Raw genomic sequence first — 14,172 nt, forward strand, 5'->3', positions numbered from 1 at the left:
GCGATTGCAAGAGAAATTTGTATAATCGACAGGAGTAAACGAAATCCGAGTCGAATACAAAAAAGAGTAGGTAACCAAAAGAGTCTCAAAGGAAATCGAGGTGTTGATTGTGAGTTCGTTGGATAATACCATGAAATTCACGGTGCCCAAGGAAGCGAATGCGGCGGATGTCCAAGAAACATTGACAGAGGTGTACAAAGCCCTGCAGGAAAAAGGATACAACCCGATCACCCAGATCGTCGGTTACTTGCTTTCTGGCGACCCGGCGTTTATCCCACGCCACAACAACGCGCGGAGCCTGATTGGCAAATTGGAACGGGACAAAATCATAGAAGAGTTGGTGACCGTTTACTTGTCAGAGCGCAAGTAGACCTTAACGATGACACGATTGATGGGGTTGGATGTAGGCGACAAGACGATTGGAGTGGCTGTCAGCGATGAGCTGGGATGGACTGCGCAAGGAGTAGAGACCATCAAGCGACAATCCAAGGAAAAGGATTTTGCCCGCCTGAGCGAATTAGTTTCGCAGTATCAAATTGGGGCTTTCGTCGTTGGTTTGCCCAAAAACATGAACGGAACCATAGGCCCGCGTGCTGAAATGTGTCAAACATTTGGCAAGCTTTTGGAGGAACGCACGTCTCTTCCTGTCCACATGTGGGACGAACGCTTGACGACGATGGCGGCAGAGCGTATGCTGATTTCTGCTGATGTTAGCCGTCAAAAGCGAAAGACAGTGATAGATAAAATGGCGGCCACTTTAATCCTCCAAGGATATTTGGACGCGAAATCGAGGTGATCACAATGAGTGAAGAGATGATGGAAGAGTTCGAAGTGGGCGATGTGATCGCGCTGACGGAAGAAGGTACCGAGGAACCGCGAGATTTTCGTATCATGTACATTTTTGACATCGAAGACCGCAGCTATTTGGTACTCGTACCAGTAGATCAGGAAGAGGAAGAAGAGTACGAGGTTCACTTCCTGCGTTATGACGGTACAGACATGCTTCAGCCAATCGAGGATGATGAAGAGTGGGAGCAAGTAGAAGCTACCTTCGAAACGTTGATTGCTGATTTGGAGAAAGACGGAATTTAATAGAAGCGTGAGAAAAGGGTCCGCAACTGGCGGGCTCTTTTTTTTATGACTTTTTTCGCCAAAATCACCCATGAAGTGACAGTTGGATAAGCCTCTTGTATAATGAATGGGATGGAGATAAAGAGACCCTAAAGGGAGGATTTCTAGCTTGAAACCAATGTCAGCGAAGCCTGATTTTAACCCCGAACGCCCTGCTACGCGTCGACGCAGACGCGGCGGACGAATTGTGATGTGGCTGGTTGCCTTGTTGTTGTTGATCATTTTGGCTGCGGGGGGAGCAGCGTGGTACGTGCACCAGCAATTACAGCCTGTTGCAGGTGAACAGACGGTAAAGAACGTGTCGATTCCGTCCGGTTCCTCTGTACAAAAAATTGGTCGGGTACTGGAAGAACAAGGTCTGATCCGAGATGCCGATGTTTTTAATTACTACGTGAAGTATAAAGGTGTGGCCCCTGATCTTAAGGCGGGAGAGTATCAATTTACGACTGGCCAAGCTATTGACGAGATACTAACAGCCATGGTGGAAGGAAACACGGTGATCAATGCGAACCGATTTACGATCCCAGAAGGCTGGAATGTCGAACAGATCGCAGATCATCTCGATAAAGAAGGCATTGTAGAGAAAGCGGCATTCTTAAAAGAAGTAAATGAAGGTGCATTCCCCGAATATCCTTTTGTCGCCGCCATACCGAAGCAAGCAGACCGAAAGAACCGTCTGGAAGGGTATCTGTTCCCGGAAACGTATGAGGTGGACAAAGACACTACGGCACATGAAGTCGTCTCGCGTATGCTGGCTCAATTCCAAAAGGAATGGAAGCCAGAGTGGACTGAGCAGCTGAAGCAGCGCCATTTAACACTTGATGAAGCAGTGAATCTCGCTTCGATCGTTGAGCGTGAAGTAACCGTTGACAAGGAGCGTCCGCTTGTAGCAGGCGTGTACTACAATCGGATTCGCGATAAGTGGCCGTTGCAGGCTGATGCTACCGTGCAATTTATTCTCGGCAAACAACGAGATCGTCTGACCTTTGAGGACCTAAAAGTAAAAAGCCCGTACAACACGTACACAAATCCTGGATTACCACCGGGGCCGATTGCCAACCCTGGCAGAGCTTCGCTTGAAGCTGTCGTCAATCCGGCCAAACACGACTACTTTTTCTACGTGACGAAAAAAGACGGAACGTCCGAGCATTACTTTTCCAAAACACTGCAAGAGCATGAAGCAAATGATAAGAAAAGCAGGGGAAACTAACCAGGTTTCCTCTTTTTTTTGCCTGCGGTCAACAGTGCTTGACGTAGCCAAGTTTTCCTTTGGTGTGCTATAATAATTCGGTTGTAACGAAAGAGGAGTGAAATCATGATTACCAATCCGGCAATTGACGACTACGTGTCAAGCCTGGTTCCCGAGCGTTCTTTGCTGCTCAAGCGACTGGAGCAGGAGGCGGCAGAGGAAAACATCCCCATTGTGCAGCTCCCGTCCGCTCAAGTCATGCGGATGTTGTTATTGCTGCATCGTCCCAAAGCGATTCTTGAAGTGGGTACGGCAATTGGCTATTCTACCATTTGGCTTGCAGAAGCTGCACCGGAAGCGCGAATTGTCACGATGGACATAGATGAAGATCGATTGGTGAGAGCACGGGAAAATATAAAAGAAGCAGGATGTGCAGATCGTGTGGAAATACTCTCACGTGACGCCACTTTAGGGCTGCCGGAGTCGTATCAATTTGATTGCTTGTTTATCGATGCGGCCAAAGGTCAATATCGAACGTTCCTCGATTTGTATCTACCGCTTCTTCGCGAAGGCGGTTTGGTAATCAGCGACAATGTCCTGTTCCGAGGACTGGTGGCGACCCCAGAAGAAGCGGGCAAGCGCCAGCGTCCGATGGTGGACAAGCTGCTTTCTTATAATTCACATTTAATGGAGCGTCCTGATTTAGAAACGACATTTATTCCGGTCGGAGACGGGTTGGCCATCAGTATGAAAAAGAAGTAAAAACATAGGGTCGTATATGCGTAAAGCATCATGAGGAAGGGGACATGAAGCATGGGTAACCCCGTATTGATTGGGGTAGCGGGAGGCAGTGGTTCTGGAAAAACGACTGTAGCAAAGGAGCTGTACCGCCAGTTCCAAAATGATAGTGTAACGATGATTGAACAGGATTCCTACTACAAGGATCAAAGCCATTTGAGCCCAGAAGAGCGGGCGCTGACTAACTACGACCATCCCTTTGCTTTTGACAACGATTTGTTGCTTGCGCATTTGCAGGAGCTCATGCAAGGAAAGGCGATCCAAAAACCGATCTACGATTTCAAGGTGCATAACCGCAAGCCGGAGCAAATCCAAGTCGACCCAAAGGATGTCATCATTCTGGAAGGAATGCTGATTCTGGAGGATGAGCGGATTCGTAATTTAATGGATATCAAGGTGTTCGTCGATACCGATGCGGATGTGCGTATTGCTCGTCGAATCGTACGTGACATCGAAGAGCGCGGTCGTTCCCTTGATTCAGTGGTGACACAGTACTTAAACGTCGTTCGACCGATGCACTTGCAGTTTATTGAGCCGACCAAGCGATATGCAGACGTCATCATCCCAGAGGGCGGCTACAACCGAGTAGCATTGGATCTGTTATCCACGAAGATCGGAAATATCTTATTGGAGAAGCAACAATTCACCAATCAATCATAGACACCTAAAAGTGCACCGTGACGTACGGTGTGCTTTTTTCTTTGTTCGTTGTTTCTGTCGCGTACATTCCGGCAATACTGGTGAAAAAAGCCAGGGAGGGAATTCGATGCAGCTGGATCGACGAATCAAAAGACGTCACTTCCTTGTATTGCTGTCCATGTCGTTGTTATGGCTCGGTTTGATCGTGCGCTTGTGGTGGATTCAACTCGGATCACCCCATCGGTTTTCTCGGCATGGCGTTGACTTGGTAAAAGCAGCAGTAAAGCAAAGACAGCAAAGCATCGTACTGCATAGCGGGCGTGGCGATATCGTAGATCGAAATGGGTACGCCTTTACCGGAGAAGAGCATCTCGCCTTGATTTTGTTCCCGTTGGCGCGTGGGAGCCTGCAAGGAACAGATGGCTTGCAGCGGTTGGCTCAAATAACCGGAGAATCTAAGGAACGCCTGTCAGAGACCATGGAAAAGGCGAAAGTACCGCTGCTCATGCGAGAGTCGTCCGGAAAGCTGGTGATGCTCACCGAGCGGCAGGCGGAGGAAATCAATGCCCTTGCCATTCCAGGAGTTGTGGCATTGGCGGTGACAGAGCGATACCGTGCTGATGAAGTAGCCAAGCATTTGATTGGTTTTATCCATAAAAATCCCAACATGGTGCAGAAGCTGTATCCAGATGAATGGACAAGCGGCAAAATGAATGCCGAGAGCACGCTAGGGGCGTCGGGTCTGGAGCGAAGCTTTGACCGTTTTTTACAGGGGGTCGAGCCATCTGTCTTGTCCTATTATGTAGATGGGCATGGTCAACCGCTCCGAGGGCTGGATATCCGCTATACAAAGCAATCGAATCAATACTATCCGTTGTCCTTGACGACTACCTTGGATGCAGCGATTCAGAGAAGCATGGAGGCAGCCGCCGATCAAGTAGGTCTAAAAGAGGGCAGTATCGTCGTTTTGGACGTACAGACAGCCGATGTTCTTGCAGCTGTGAGCCGCCCTACCTATGATCAAACGAATGTTACAGGAAACACGAGCGATTGGAAGAATCGCGCGTTCAAACAACTCCCGCCTGGTTCCGTCTATAAAACAGTGGTAGCAGCAGCCGCCCTGGCGGAAGGAATCGTTTCACCAACTGACCGTTTTTCATGTACAGGGGAATACGGGAAGTACCAATTCTCCTGCTGGAAAAAAGAAGGCCACGGCAGTGTGACACTGGAAGAAGCCTACGCCCAATCCTGCAACATTGCGATTGCTCATATTGCCAAGATGATAGGCGGGGAAAAGTTGGAGGAGTATGCAAAAAAGCTGGGCTTGACCACTCAGGTGGGACATCTTACCCCTCATCTATATAAAATCCAAAACTTCAAGCAGCTGGATGGCGAAGAGCCAGGTAGAGTCTTTGCTGAGGGGATATCCCGCGACGATGAAGGCGTCCTGATTCAAAGCGCTATCGGTCAGCGGGATGTACGCATTACCCCCTTGCAAGCAGCCAATATGATGGTAACGATTTTGCGTGGCGGTCAAAGCTCTCAAGTACGGCTGGTAAAAGAGATCGCATACCGAAATGGTCAGTCGTTCCATACATTCCCCGAGCAGAAGCTCTCTTTGGACGGTATTGACTACGTCACAGCCAACAAATTGCGAAAAATGATGCGAAAAGTCGTCACAGAGGGAACAGGAAAGATACTCATGAATTCCGCTTGGCAGGTGGCAGGAAAAAGCGGGACTGCACAAATCGGGGATGCGAATGGAAACAACCATCTGTGGTTTCTCGGGTACGCTCCGTTAGAAGAGCCACGTTACGCCATTTGTGTCGTGGCAGAAAACCAGCCGAGCTGGGGAAAAAACCAGGCTATGGAGTTTTTTCACCAAGCTGTTGCTGGGCTTGCCGATCATACAGCTCAATCTTCCCAACCTCGCGAAGAGTATTTCCGAGGATGAATCCTCTTGCGTTAATTTGATTGTTTTTACTTAGCCCGACGATCAGCATGAGGGGAGAGGAAGACATGTACATGGATTGCGAGGCTTTTGCCCAAATGGTTCTCTTATCACCTTTGCTGGGTGACAGGCGTTTCACCGTATGACTATGCCAATCACCAATGTATTTCCATTGACGATTTCTGCTTAATTTGCGGACGAGCTTGTTGAGATGCGTGTCATCGAAAAAAATAGAATGTGGCTGGTGAATCGCATTTGGGCCTGGTTCACTTGCATACGTAACGACCCATCTATCCTCACCAAGTGGGTATCCCATCATCACCCCTCCTGTTTCTAGTGAGGGTTTTTTTCGTACGGCCTGCTCAATCTGTTTCCACGCTTTTGGTGTGATGTACAGCGTCGTCATGAGACGTTCGTCCCTCCTTGATAAAACCACTGACATTTGCTTGATATCATATGTATGCGAATGGTGAAATGACCCGTGTCCAGCAAAGTTAGGAATTGTCGAAAAAAAGATTGTAACGAACCTTCTTCCTTTCTATAATTTGAATAAAAGTGTGAGTTCAAAAAGTCGGCTTTTTGAACAACTTCTACTAAGACGGAGACTGGAAAGGTTGATTGTATGCCTTTGGCACCTGTTGATCTCTCACTGATTGGGCAAGTATTAGCGGCAGATTTGTACACGGAACAAGGAATATTGCTGCTGGGACAAAATACGACGATCACACCTGCCCATGTGATCCTATTGCAAAAGCAACGAGTCCGTGAGGTTGAAATCATACAGAGTCTTACAGAGGGAACTGGTGAGGAAGTTACTTCTCAACTATTCCAACTGGATGCAGATTCTGAGACCGTTGCTGCTTATGTACAAGCTCTCGACAAAACGAGACTACTCTTCGATGAACTGACAGTTGGCGGGGCACAAAGACTTGATCATTTTTCCAACATCTTTTTTGATGTAGCAGAAAAATCGACGAAGCATTTGGGGTTGTTCCGGAACTTGTACGTGCTGGAAGGGGCAGACAGCTATACATACCGACATTCATTAAATGTAGGCATTCTCTGTTCGCTCATAGCTCGCTTAATGAAATGGGATGAAGAGCGAGTAGCATTCATGGGGATAGCCGGATTTATGCATGACATTGGGAAAATGAGAGTACCGAAGGAAATATTGCTGAAGCCAGGCAAGCTAAGTGAAGAGGAATTTGCGATCATGAAGAAGCATACTGTCTTCGGCTATGAAATGATCCGTGAAATGAAGGGTGGGTCTGAGCTGTTGGCATTGTGTGCCTTGCTGCATCACGAGCGACTCGACGGGTCTGGTTATCCGGAGCAAAGAAAAGGCGATAACATTCCAATCGAATGTCAGGTGCTCGCTGTTGCAGACATGTTTGATGCGATCTGTTCTGATCGGGTGTACAAGGGGAGGACGTCCCCATTCGAGGCGGCACAGCTCCTATGGAAGGAAGCCTGTAACGGAATCTTGAACGTCGAGATCGTTGCACAGTTTGTCCGCTACATTGCCTTGCTGTACGTAGGCGCGAAGGCGAGGTTGAGCAGCGGGGAAGAAGTCGAAGTCATTCTTATTCATCAAGATGAACCGATGCGTCCGTTGGTAAGAAGAATGGGTGAATTCCTCGATTTGCGGCATGATCGCAAGCTGACGATTGAAAAAATGATTGGATAAGAAAATCCGATACGAAAAAGGGAAAACCGCTCTCGAAAAAAATGAGAGCGGTTTCATTGTTGCTGATCTGTGAACGATCGTCGGGAAAGCTCGATCAGCTTGGAAGATTGTGACACAATGAAAGTGTGTATGATAGACAAAGAAACGAAAAGATTCGTGTCGTGCGAATGCTCGAAACGCAAGGAGGAAACAGATGATACGCAAAGCGGAACCCACAGATGCAGCTTTTGCTGCGCCATTAATTTACGATGCCATTGGCGATATCGCGCATACGTTGACAGGTGCAACGGAGGCGGGGGAAGCGATTCGCATGATGGAGGAGTTTTTTGCGAAGGAAAACAACCGGCTTAGCTACGAAAACGCAGTGATTGCCATGGATGGAGATGTACCAGTAGGACTGGCGCTCTTTTATCATGGAAGCCAAACAGAGGTGCTCGATCGCCCCTTCGTTGAGCATGTCCAACGTTTGACTGGCGAGACGATTACGCTCGTAAAAGAAGCAAAGGATGACGAATTCTATTTGGATTCTGTTGCGGTTGATTCCTCATGCAGAGGGAAGGGGATCGGATCACTTCTGCTGGATGCTTTTGAAAAAGAAGCGATTCAACGTGGACATGACCGAATCGCTTTGCTCGTTGATGAGGAAAAACCACGTGCGCGCAAGCTGTATGAATCGCTCGGCTATCGCGAGGATGGGACAGTGATTGTAAGCGGGCATAAATTGAGCCACATGGTGAAGGATCTACCGAAGAAGGCGTAAGAAGACTTCTGTTAGGCTTGATACAAGAATAAAAAACGTTTCCAGTCGGACAACGCGCAAAATGTCCGAGGGAAACGTTTTTTTTGTAAGCTTAGCTGCTAAAAGCAGGGAGGCTTTCTGCATGGGGTGGTGAGGGCAGGTAAGGTGTGAGATCAAACTTCCAGTCAAATTCACGGATCGGACTGTACTTACCCGTCAAGAGTTTCAAAATATGAGCTTCGGTTACTTTCCTTGTATTTTTAGACGCGCCTGCTTCGTCGTAAAGATTGCCGCATGCATAGGCAAACAAATACTCTTCCCAGCTCGAATAAGCGAGTTGGATTCGCTTGGCTACGTCCAGCATGCCTTCTACGGCCTCTGCCTTGGGAAGATAGGACTGCTGGGCGCCTGCCTTGCAAATAATGAGATACCAGGCGTAATCAAAGGCGGCAATACCGGCATATGGGAGTCTGTTCATGTACGCGTAAACGACCAACTGTCGGGCTGACTCCAGATCGCCTTTTTTTAAGGACGCGATGTAGTTGGAACGATTGGTAGCGCCGAGTGAAGATAATACGTGGCGATGCTGATCAAATTCAGTTCTTCGCCCATGCTCCAAAAACCAAGTCAAGCGCTCTTTCGTTTTCGCGGCATCCCCGGTATCCCATCTGTTATCAATACGAAGCCGCAAAAACGTATCGCGCAGGCGGTTGTATTCGTGGATGGCCAAATAATACGCGAGCCGCTTCTGATTTAGGCAAACAGAGGAGAGCGCATGCAAGTAGCGGCTTAACTTTGGGTCGATCTCTTTTTCGTTTTCTGCTTCTTTTGTCATGGTAATCCTCCTTGCCTCCTTTAGTGGAATGTCAATGCTTTGCGAGTTTTGGGAAACTCACGAATGATGCGGATGTAATACAACATGGAAATCATCGCGAGAATGCCCAGAAGCCATGATCCCGTCCATCCTTTTTCTTCTAAGTCAGGCTTGGCATTGATATACGTATCGGTCACGAGAATCGACTGATAGGGAAGCTTTCGTTTATCCAGAGCATTCACAATGACAGGCAACATCTCCCCATCCGGTACCGCCTTCAGCGTTCCTCGCATCGTTATGGATTGTTTGTCATGAATTTCCTTGGCATGGTCGTAGTCCGTAATGACAATGATTAATTGTTGACCCAGATAACCCACATTTACATAGCCTGTGTCCGAGTTTAATAGATCTCGCTCTTTGGCTTTGGCAGCAGGGATGAACTCGGCTATTGGCTCAGGATACTTCTCTTTGTCATAGACACGGAGCATATTGGTATAAGACGCTTTGGTCAAAGTAAACTCCACCTGGTAGCCAAGAGGAGTTTGTTTCATCCCTTCTACGGTCTTGATTTGGACAGGCTTATATTTATTGACCAAGGAGTCAAACATTTGCTCCGAAGTCATATCCAGCTTCATGGATACGACAGCAAACATAGCGTAATGGAGCAGAAGGAGAAAAATAATCGTCCAAATGTTACGTCTCGTGTAGAGAGCAAAAAATTGCTTGAACCTTGCTAGCCTGCCAGGAAGTCCAAGCGTTTGCAGGTTTTTTCTCCTAACAGCTTTGGCCTGCTTGCTCGCAGGTGGTTCCGTCATCTTGTTAAACGGTGAGTGTATTTGTGTCAAGCATATCTTCGCGTCGATATCGGATGGATTATGCGAGAGTATCTCCTGAAAAACCTCTTGAGCCTTCTCCCATTCCCCTAGCTGAAGATAGCCTTTCCCCAGCAAGCTGCGAGCATCCCACAGTTCTGGCATGCGAGTGAGGATTTCCTCGCAATCTTTGATCGCATCTGTGGCATCTCCCTTCTCGAGGAAAAGTCGTGCACGATACAAATACGCATCGATGTTATCTGGATCAAGACGTATCAATTGATCAAAGGTATGAAAGGCACGATTCTTATTTCCGGTTCGCAAAAAATATTCACCCTGTAAACGGATCAAATCGGGGTCAAGAGCGTACAGAGCATGAGCTTTTGCCAAATAGCTTTGAGCCGTTTCCCAATCGTTTTCCATGAGGGCAAATAACGCATCGCTGCGCCATTCTAGAAACGCTTCAATATCCAGGTCATCGCGATTCTCAAAAGAGTGGTAACGCAGCGTGAAGATCTGATTAAGCTGGCCGTTCAGGTAAGCGACCAAACGTCCTGAGAGCTGGCTTACGAGCTTTTCTGATTTCTCCTGCCATTGAAAATGGGAATCGAGCAGCTTCCACACTTCATGAGGCAAGTGGTAGTGTTCTTCTAAAAAGTGGAGAAATTGCGTATCGATGAGTTGATGGCAGCCGACATTCCACATGGCCTCGTCATTCAGCAACTCACGCCAGTTTTCAAGCTGGATACGTTCGTGATAGTTGTCGTACAACTCTTGTGTACGGTGGAAAAAACGCTCCACCATATCACCAGGGTTCATGGAGCGTTCGGAATGATCGTAGTTCTCCGTGAAATCGTACCGCTTGGGAATCGGGATTTCTTCTTGAGAGACTACTTCTTGCAGTGGTTCCTCTAAAAATCTGTCAAATAGTGTGAGCCGATGCGGTGGATCGTAGCTAGGCTGCTCTTCTTGCGTTTCGTGATTCTCCTCGCCGTCCAGCTGTCTTTTTTCAGGATCCCGCTTGTCATTACGTGTGAACTTCAGGGCGAGGTCATACGCCTCTCGCAATCGCTGAAAGCCTTCAGGATCAACTTCCGGATTGTGCACCTTCAACTTTTTGGCATAAGCCTTTTTTATCTGGGCAGGATTGTCCGTCGGTTCAATCCCGAGAATCTCCCAAATCCCCATTAATACTCATTCCACCCTTCAAACATGTCCAGCTGCTGCTTCAATTCTTCTGCTGCTTTGGCAATGTCCCTTTCATTTTGGGTGGACAGGACACTTTCGAAGCGGCGTAAGTAATTCGCAATGATCATCCGGTTTTCGCCCAACGCTTCCTCATACATACGCTCGCCTTTTGCCAGAAGCAATCGATTTTCGGTTCGTTCTCTGGGGTGGATCTTTATGTTTTGAAGAGCTTGAAAACGCTCCTCAATTTCTTCTTTTGAAAGGCTACCCGGATTTTTTTCGATGACGGCCTTGGTTTTGACTCCTGTAGATACGACAGTCACTTCGACTTCGAGAATCCCGTTGATGTCATATGTATAACGAACATCGATAGACTCCTCGCCCTTCTTGGCAGGGGGGACTTTTATATTCAGTTCGCCAAGCTTGAGGTTATGTTCGACGCGTCGGCTTTCGCCTTGATACACGTCAACGAGAATGGAGCGTTGATAATCGAGAACGGTGTACAGTCGTTCTACCCGGCTGACCGGGATTGGCGTATTGCGCTCGATGATCGGAAAAAAGTAGCCATCCTCATGTTTGCCGTTTGCCATGGTTTGAACAATCCCCGTACCGAGTGTGTATGGGCAAACATCTGTTAATACAAGCTCGTTTAACGCCTCGTTGCGTTCCTTGAGTGCTGCTTGTATTGCTGTTCCCAATGCAACGGCCTCATCGGGATTAATATGGGAATAGGGCAGTCGCCCAAATATTTTGCTTACGATGGATTTGATAAGCGGCATCCGCGTCGCACCGCCAATAAGCACGATGGCATCTAGGTCCCGAGGTGAGATGGATGCGTCTCGCAAAGCACGCTCGATCGGCTGACGCAGTCGTTGTAGCAGGGGAAATGCGAGTTCTTCCAGCTGATTTCGACTAAGGGTCGTTTCAACCAGCTCACCCTGGATATTGACACTCATTTTCCCTTCTTGCTCGGAAAACAAGGCGCGTTTGCACAACTCAGCTTGCTTGTGGATGGACGAACGCGTTTTGCTGTCCAGCGTGTTGATATCGAGTCGATGGGCTTCTATGAAATAAGAGGCGATCAGATCGGTAAAGTCTTCGCCGCCCAAAAAGTTGTCCCCAGCGATTGATTTTACTTCCATCACACCTTCGAACATTTCCAAAATAGAAACGTCAAACGTTCCACCACCTAAATCGAATACGAGGAATTGTGTCTCGGATTCCTCTTGATGGAGCCCATATGAGATCGCTGCGGCAGTCGGTTCGCTAATTAAGCGCTCTACTTTCAGTCCTGCAAGCTCTGCTGCCCGCTTGGTCGCTTTGCGTTGTGTGTCGTTAAAATAGGCAGGCACACTGATAACCGCTTCGTGAACGGGGTGCCCTAAATGAGCCTCTGCATCCGTCTTCAAAGATTTAATCACAAAGGAGGAAAGGTCATCGGCAGAAAAGGAATATCTCCCCAGCTGGTATCTTTTTTCTGTCCCCATAAACCGTTTGAAAGTAGAAGCGGTACGATCTGGGTGAGTCAAGAGGCGCTCTCTGGCGATTTTTCCAATCAAGATCTCGCCGTTTTCATCGACGCTGACAACAGAAGGAGTTAGTGTTTCTCCGAGAGCGTTTGGAATGAGCGCGGGTCCATTTTCAGTCCAGTAGGCAACCAGACTGTTCGTCGTGCCCAAATCAATTCCAATGGTGGTCATTAGCTAGGTCCTCATTTCCGTGTTTTTTCTACTAATATCGGCAAAAATAGTGACTTTGTAGATAATTTTACCATGAAAAATATGGATATAATTGGTTCTTTAGTAGGATATGAAATCGAATTTTAGATAAAGAAAATAGATATAGAATTCGTAAGATAGAAAACGACAGACGAGAGAGGTCGTTATGCCAATGCAGCAACGAATGGAAAAGTGGTTTGAAGCGTGGAAGTTACTTATGCATGATATGGAGCGACAAGGTGCCCAGGTTTGGCCGCTCACCATAGAACCTCCAGCAGCGCTGGAAGAAATCGAAAGAAGAGAGGAAAGTCTCGGGATCAGCTTTCCAGCGACGATCCGGACTATTTTACTATTGGGCAGCAGTCAGGTTCAAATAAATTGGTCGTTGCCATCTCGAGCGTTAGATCCTTTTTCGCTCAGTGGGGACTTGGGATGGTCATTGGATGCATTTGAGTGGCCGTACTTTGGTGGGGACGAAGAGAGTGAGGACGAGAAAAGGTATCTCTGTTTTCACGTCGGTGGGAATGGCGACATGCTGCTCATCGATTTGTCGACAGGCGTGGATGACCCACCCGTTTATTCTTGGGGGCATGAGACAGACGAATTCCTATTGCTCGGCAAAAGCTTTACAGAGTTCGTAGAGCGAGTCACGGAGCTTGGCTGTATTGGGGCAGAGTGCTGGAATTATGAAGCACTCGCCGGTGCAGATGGGCTCGATGTCGAGGGACAAGTCGCACAAGAGTGGAAAGAATGGCTGCAAATCTATCGGACGCTAAGCTTTGAAGAGGCAGCGCAAGATTTCGAGAAGCTAGTCTTGTTTGCAAAAATGCATGGTGCAGGAGATTCACGCATCCAAGAGGCATTTACCCAGTACGATTGGGAGCCAATTTTACAAAAATGGGTAACACAAATTGAGCAGGAAACCTCATCGAGTAATCTGCTACTTTGGTGCCAGCTCATTGTCGAGACAGTAGGCAAGAAGGCAGAGAGCTGGGTGCGCTCTCTATGGGAGTCCGGGCCACATTATCAACGGCTAGGATCAAGCCAACGTGCATATCTAACGGCAGCTTGTTTGCCGGAAGAAGAGGGCTTACAGAGAGTTTTGGCTGAAATGGACGAAGTCGTTGCCAGAAAAGAATGTTTGGTAGGATATGCTGCCAACAGTCATTTGCATCACTTTCGCTCCCGAGAAGTCATTTTGTGGATGGAGCCGCATGTGGCGTACCCGATAGAAGGCTGGGATGAGCTTTTCGCGGTGTCACGTCCACAATGGGAGGATCTGATTCGCTGGCTGGACGGAAATGAAGCACAGCGACAGATTGCATTAAGTGCTTGGGGGAAAATGCTGACAAGTGGTGAATCGCCTTCCGGTGAAGCGAATTGGCAAGAAATCAATCGGTTGCTGGATGTAGCATACGAGAAAGCCATTCTGCGCAAGGAAAAGGAGCGTGTAGATCGTATTCGCTCTTCCTTGGAAACCGTAAAGCATTAGACGAGGGGGGAGAG

At 48.0% G+C, this 14,172-nt stretch carries 14 protein-coding genes; 10 read left to right on the forward strand and 4 right to left on the reverse strand.

Annotated features, from left to right (window positions below; translation table 11 throughout):
* The first annotated feature begins 109 nt into the window (after positions 1–109).
* The 7 genes from ACUUHJ_RS10605 (at position 110) to ACUUHJ_RS10635 (ending at position 5,711) form a co-directional block, all read left to right on the forward strand.
* Entirely contained in the window at positions 110–370 is a 261-nt protein-coding gene (locus tag ACUUHJ_RS10605; protein ID WP_007727936.1) for an IreB family regulatory phosphoprotein, read from the forward strand.
* A gap of 9 nt (positions 371–379) precedes the next feature.
* Complete coding sequence (ruvX, locus tag ACUUHJ_RS10610) at positions 380–796, forward strand: Holliday junction resolvase RuvX (protein ID WP_289677221.1); 417 nt, start codon at positions 380–382, stop codon at positions 794–796.
* 5 nt (positions 797–801) lie between these two features.
* Complete coding sequence (locus ACUUHJ_RS10615; protein WP_005832492.1) at positions 802–1,092, forward strand: DUF1292 domain-containing protein; 291 nt, start codon at positions 802–804, stop codon at positions 1,090–1,092.
* Positions 1,093–1,240: 148 nt separating this feature from the next.
* Positions 1,241–2,341, forward strand: coding sequence for an endolytic transglycosylase MltG (gene mltG, locus ACUUHJ_RS10620; RefSeq protein ID WP_472298863.1), 1,101 nt, complete (start codon positions 1,241–1,243; stop codon positions 2,339–2,341).
* A gap of 105 nt (positions 2,342–2,446) precedes the next feature.
* Positions 2,447–3,082: an O-methyltransferase gene (locus ACUUHJ_RS10625; protein ID WP_012685621.1), complete on the forward strand. Its 636-nt coding sequence runs from the start codon at positions 2,447–2,449 to the stop codon at positions 3,080–3,082.
* Between the two features lie 51 nt (positions 3,083–3,133).
* On the forward strand, positions 3,134–3,778 hold the full coding sequence (gene udk, locus ACUUHJ_RS10630; protein WP_142495701.1) for a uridine kinase: 645 nt from the start codon (positions 3,134–3,136) through the stop codon (positions 3,776–3,778).
* Between the two features lie 106 nt (positions 3,779–3,884).
* Entirely contained in the window at positions 3,885–5,711 is a 1,827-nt protein-coding gene (locus ACUUHJ_RS10635; RefSeq protein ID WP_472298864.1) for a peptidoglycan D,D-transpeptidase FtsI family protein, read from the forward strand.
* Here ACUUHJ_RS10635 and ACUUHJ_RS10640 read toward each other — a convergent pair.
* On the reverse strand, positions 5,623–6,114 hold the full coding sequence (locus ACUUHJ_RS10640; protein ID WP_472298865.1) for a Mov34/MPN/PAD-1 family protein: 492 nt from the start codon (positions 6,112–6,114) through the stop codon (positions 5,623–5,625). The two genes, ACUUHJ_RS10635 and ACUUHJ_RS10640, sit on opposite strands and share 89 nt — an antisense overlap.
* Positions 6,115–6,330: 216 nt before the next feature.
* Between ACUUHJ_RS10640 and ACUUHJ_RS10645 the strand changes: the two genes are divergently transcribed.
* Positions 6,331–7,395 (forward strand): HD-GYP domain-containing protein, encoded by a 1,065-nt coding sequence (locus ACUUHJ_RS10645; protein WP_289677224.1) that lies wholly within the window; start codon positions 6,331–6,333, stop codon positions 7,393–7,395.
* Between the two features lie 193 nt (positions 7,396–7,588).
* Positions 7,589–8,155 carry a GNAT family N-acetyltransferase gene (locus ACUUHJ_RS10650; protein ID WP_289677225.1) on the forward strand — a complete coding sequence of 189 codons (567 nt, stop codon included), beginning with the start codon at positions 7,589–7,591 and terminating at the stop codon, positions 8,153–8,155.
* A 91-nt stretch (positions 8,156–8,246) separates the two neighbouring features.
* On the opposite strand, the gene ACUUHJ_RS10655 is transcribed toward ACUUHJ_RS10650, so the two are convergent.
* The 3 genes from ACUUHJ_RS10655 to ACUUHJ_RS10665 are packed head-to-tail and all read right to left on the reverse strand — an operon-like array spanning position 8,247 to position 12,648.
* Entirely contained in the window at positions 8,247–8,969 is a 723-nt protein-coding gene (locus ACUUHJ_RS10655) for a DUF1266 domain-containing protein (RefSeq protein WP_472298866.1), read from the reverse strand.
* A 20-nt stretch (positions 8,970–8,989) separates the two neighbouring features.
* Complete coding sequence (locus ACUUHJ_RS10660) at positions 8,990–10,948, reverse strand: J domain-containing protein (protein WP_472298867.1); 1,959 nt, start codon at positions 10,946–10,948, stop codon at positions 8,990–8,992.
* Positions 10,948–12,648, reverse strand: a complete 1,701-nt coding sequence (locus tag ACUUHJ_RS10665; protein WP_289677228.1) for a molecular chaperone HscC — start codon at positions 12,646–12,648, stop codon at positions 10,948–10,950. Before ACUUHJ_RS10665 ends, ACUUHJ_RS10660 begins: the two co-directional genes overlap by 1 nt.
* A gap of 184 nt (positions 12,649–12,832) precedes the next feature.
* On the opposite strand from ACUUHJ_RS10665, the gene ACUUHJ_RS10670 reads away from it, so the two are divergent.
* Positions 12,833–14,158, forward strand: a complete 1,326-nt coding sequence (locus ACUUHJ_RS10670) for an SMI1/KNR4 family protein (RefSeq protein ID WP_289677229.1) — start codon at positions 12,833–12,835, stop codon at positions 14,156–14,158.
* Positions 14,159–14,172 lie beyond the last annotated feature (14 nt).

The sequence above is a fragment of the Brevibacillus schisleri genome (assembly GCF_055685845.1).

Bases quoted from the DNA above. Each gene is read 5' to 3' on its own strand.
- ruvX (WP_289677221.1), top strand. From the start codon at position 380: ATGACACGATTGATGGGGTTGGATGTAGGCGACAAGACGATTGGAGTG.
- ACUUHJ_RS10615 (WP_005832492.1), top strand. From the start codon at position 802: ATGAGTGAAGAGATGATGGAAGAGTTCGAAGTGGGCGATGTGATCGCG.
- ACUUHJ_RS10625 (WP_012685621.1), top strand. From the start codon at position 2,447: ATGATTACCAATCCGGCAATTGACGACTACGTGTCAAGCCTGGTTCCC.
- udk (WP_142495701.1), top strand. From the start codon at position 3,134: ATGGGTAACCCCGTATTGATTGGGGTAGCGGGAGGCAGTGGTTCTGGA.
- ACUUHJ_RS10635 (WP_472298864.1), top strand. From the start codon at position 3,885: ATGCAGCTGGATCGACGAATCAAAAGACGTCACTTCCTTGTATTGCTG.
- ACUUHJ_RS10640 (WP_472298865.1), bottom strand. From the start codon at position 6,114: ATGACGACGCTGTACATCACACCAAAAGCGTGGAAACAGATTGAGCAG.
- ACUUHJ_RS10645 (WP_289677224.1), top strand. From the start codon at position 6,331: ATGCCTTTGGCACCTGTTGATCTCTCACTGATTGGGCAAGTATTAGCG.
- ACUUHJ_RS10650 (WP_289677225.1), top strand. From the start codon at position 7,589: ATGATACGCAAAGCGGAACCCACAGATGCAGCTTTTGCTGCGCCATTA.
- ACUUHJ_RS10655 (WP_472298866.1), bottom strand. From the start codon at position 8,969: ATGACAAAAGAAGCAGAAAACGAAAAAGAGATCGACCCAAAGTTAAGC.
- ACUUHJ_RS10660 (WP_472298867.1), bottom strand. From the start codon at position 10,948: ATGGGGATTTGGGAGATTCTCGGGATTGAACCGACGGACAATCCTGCC.
- ACUUHJ_RS10665 (WP_289677228.1), bottom strand. From the start codon at position 12,648: ATGACCACCATTGGAATTGATTTGGGCACGACGAACAGTCTGGTTGCC.
- ACUUHJ_RS10670 (WP_289677229.1), top strand. From the start codon at position 12,833: ATGCCAATGCAGCAACGAATGGAAAAGTGGTTTGAAGCGTGGAAGTTA.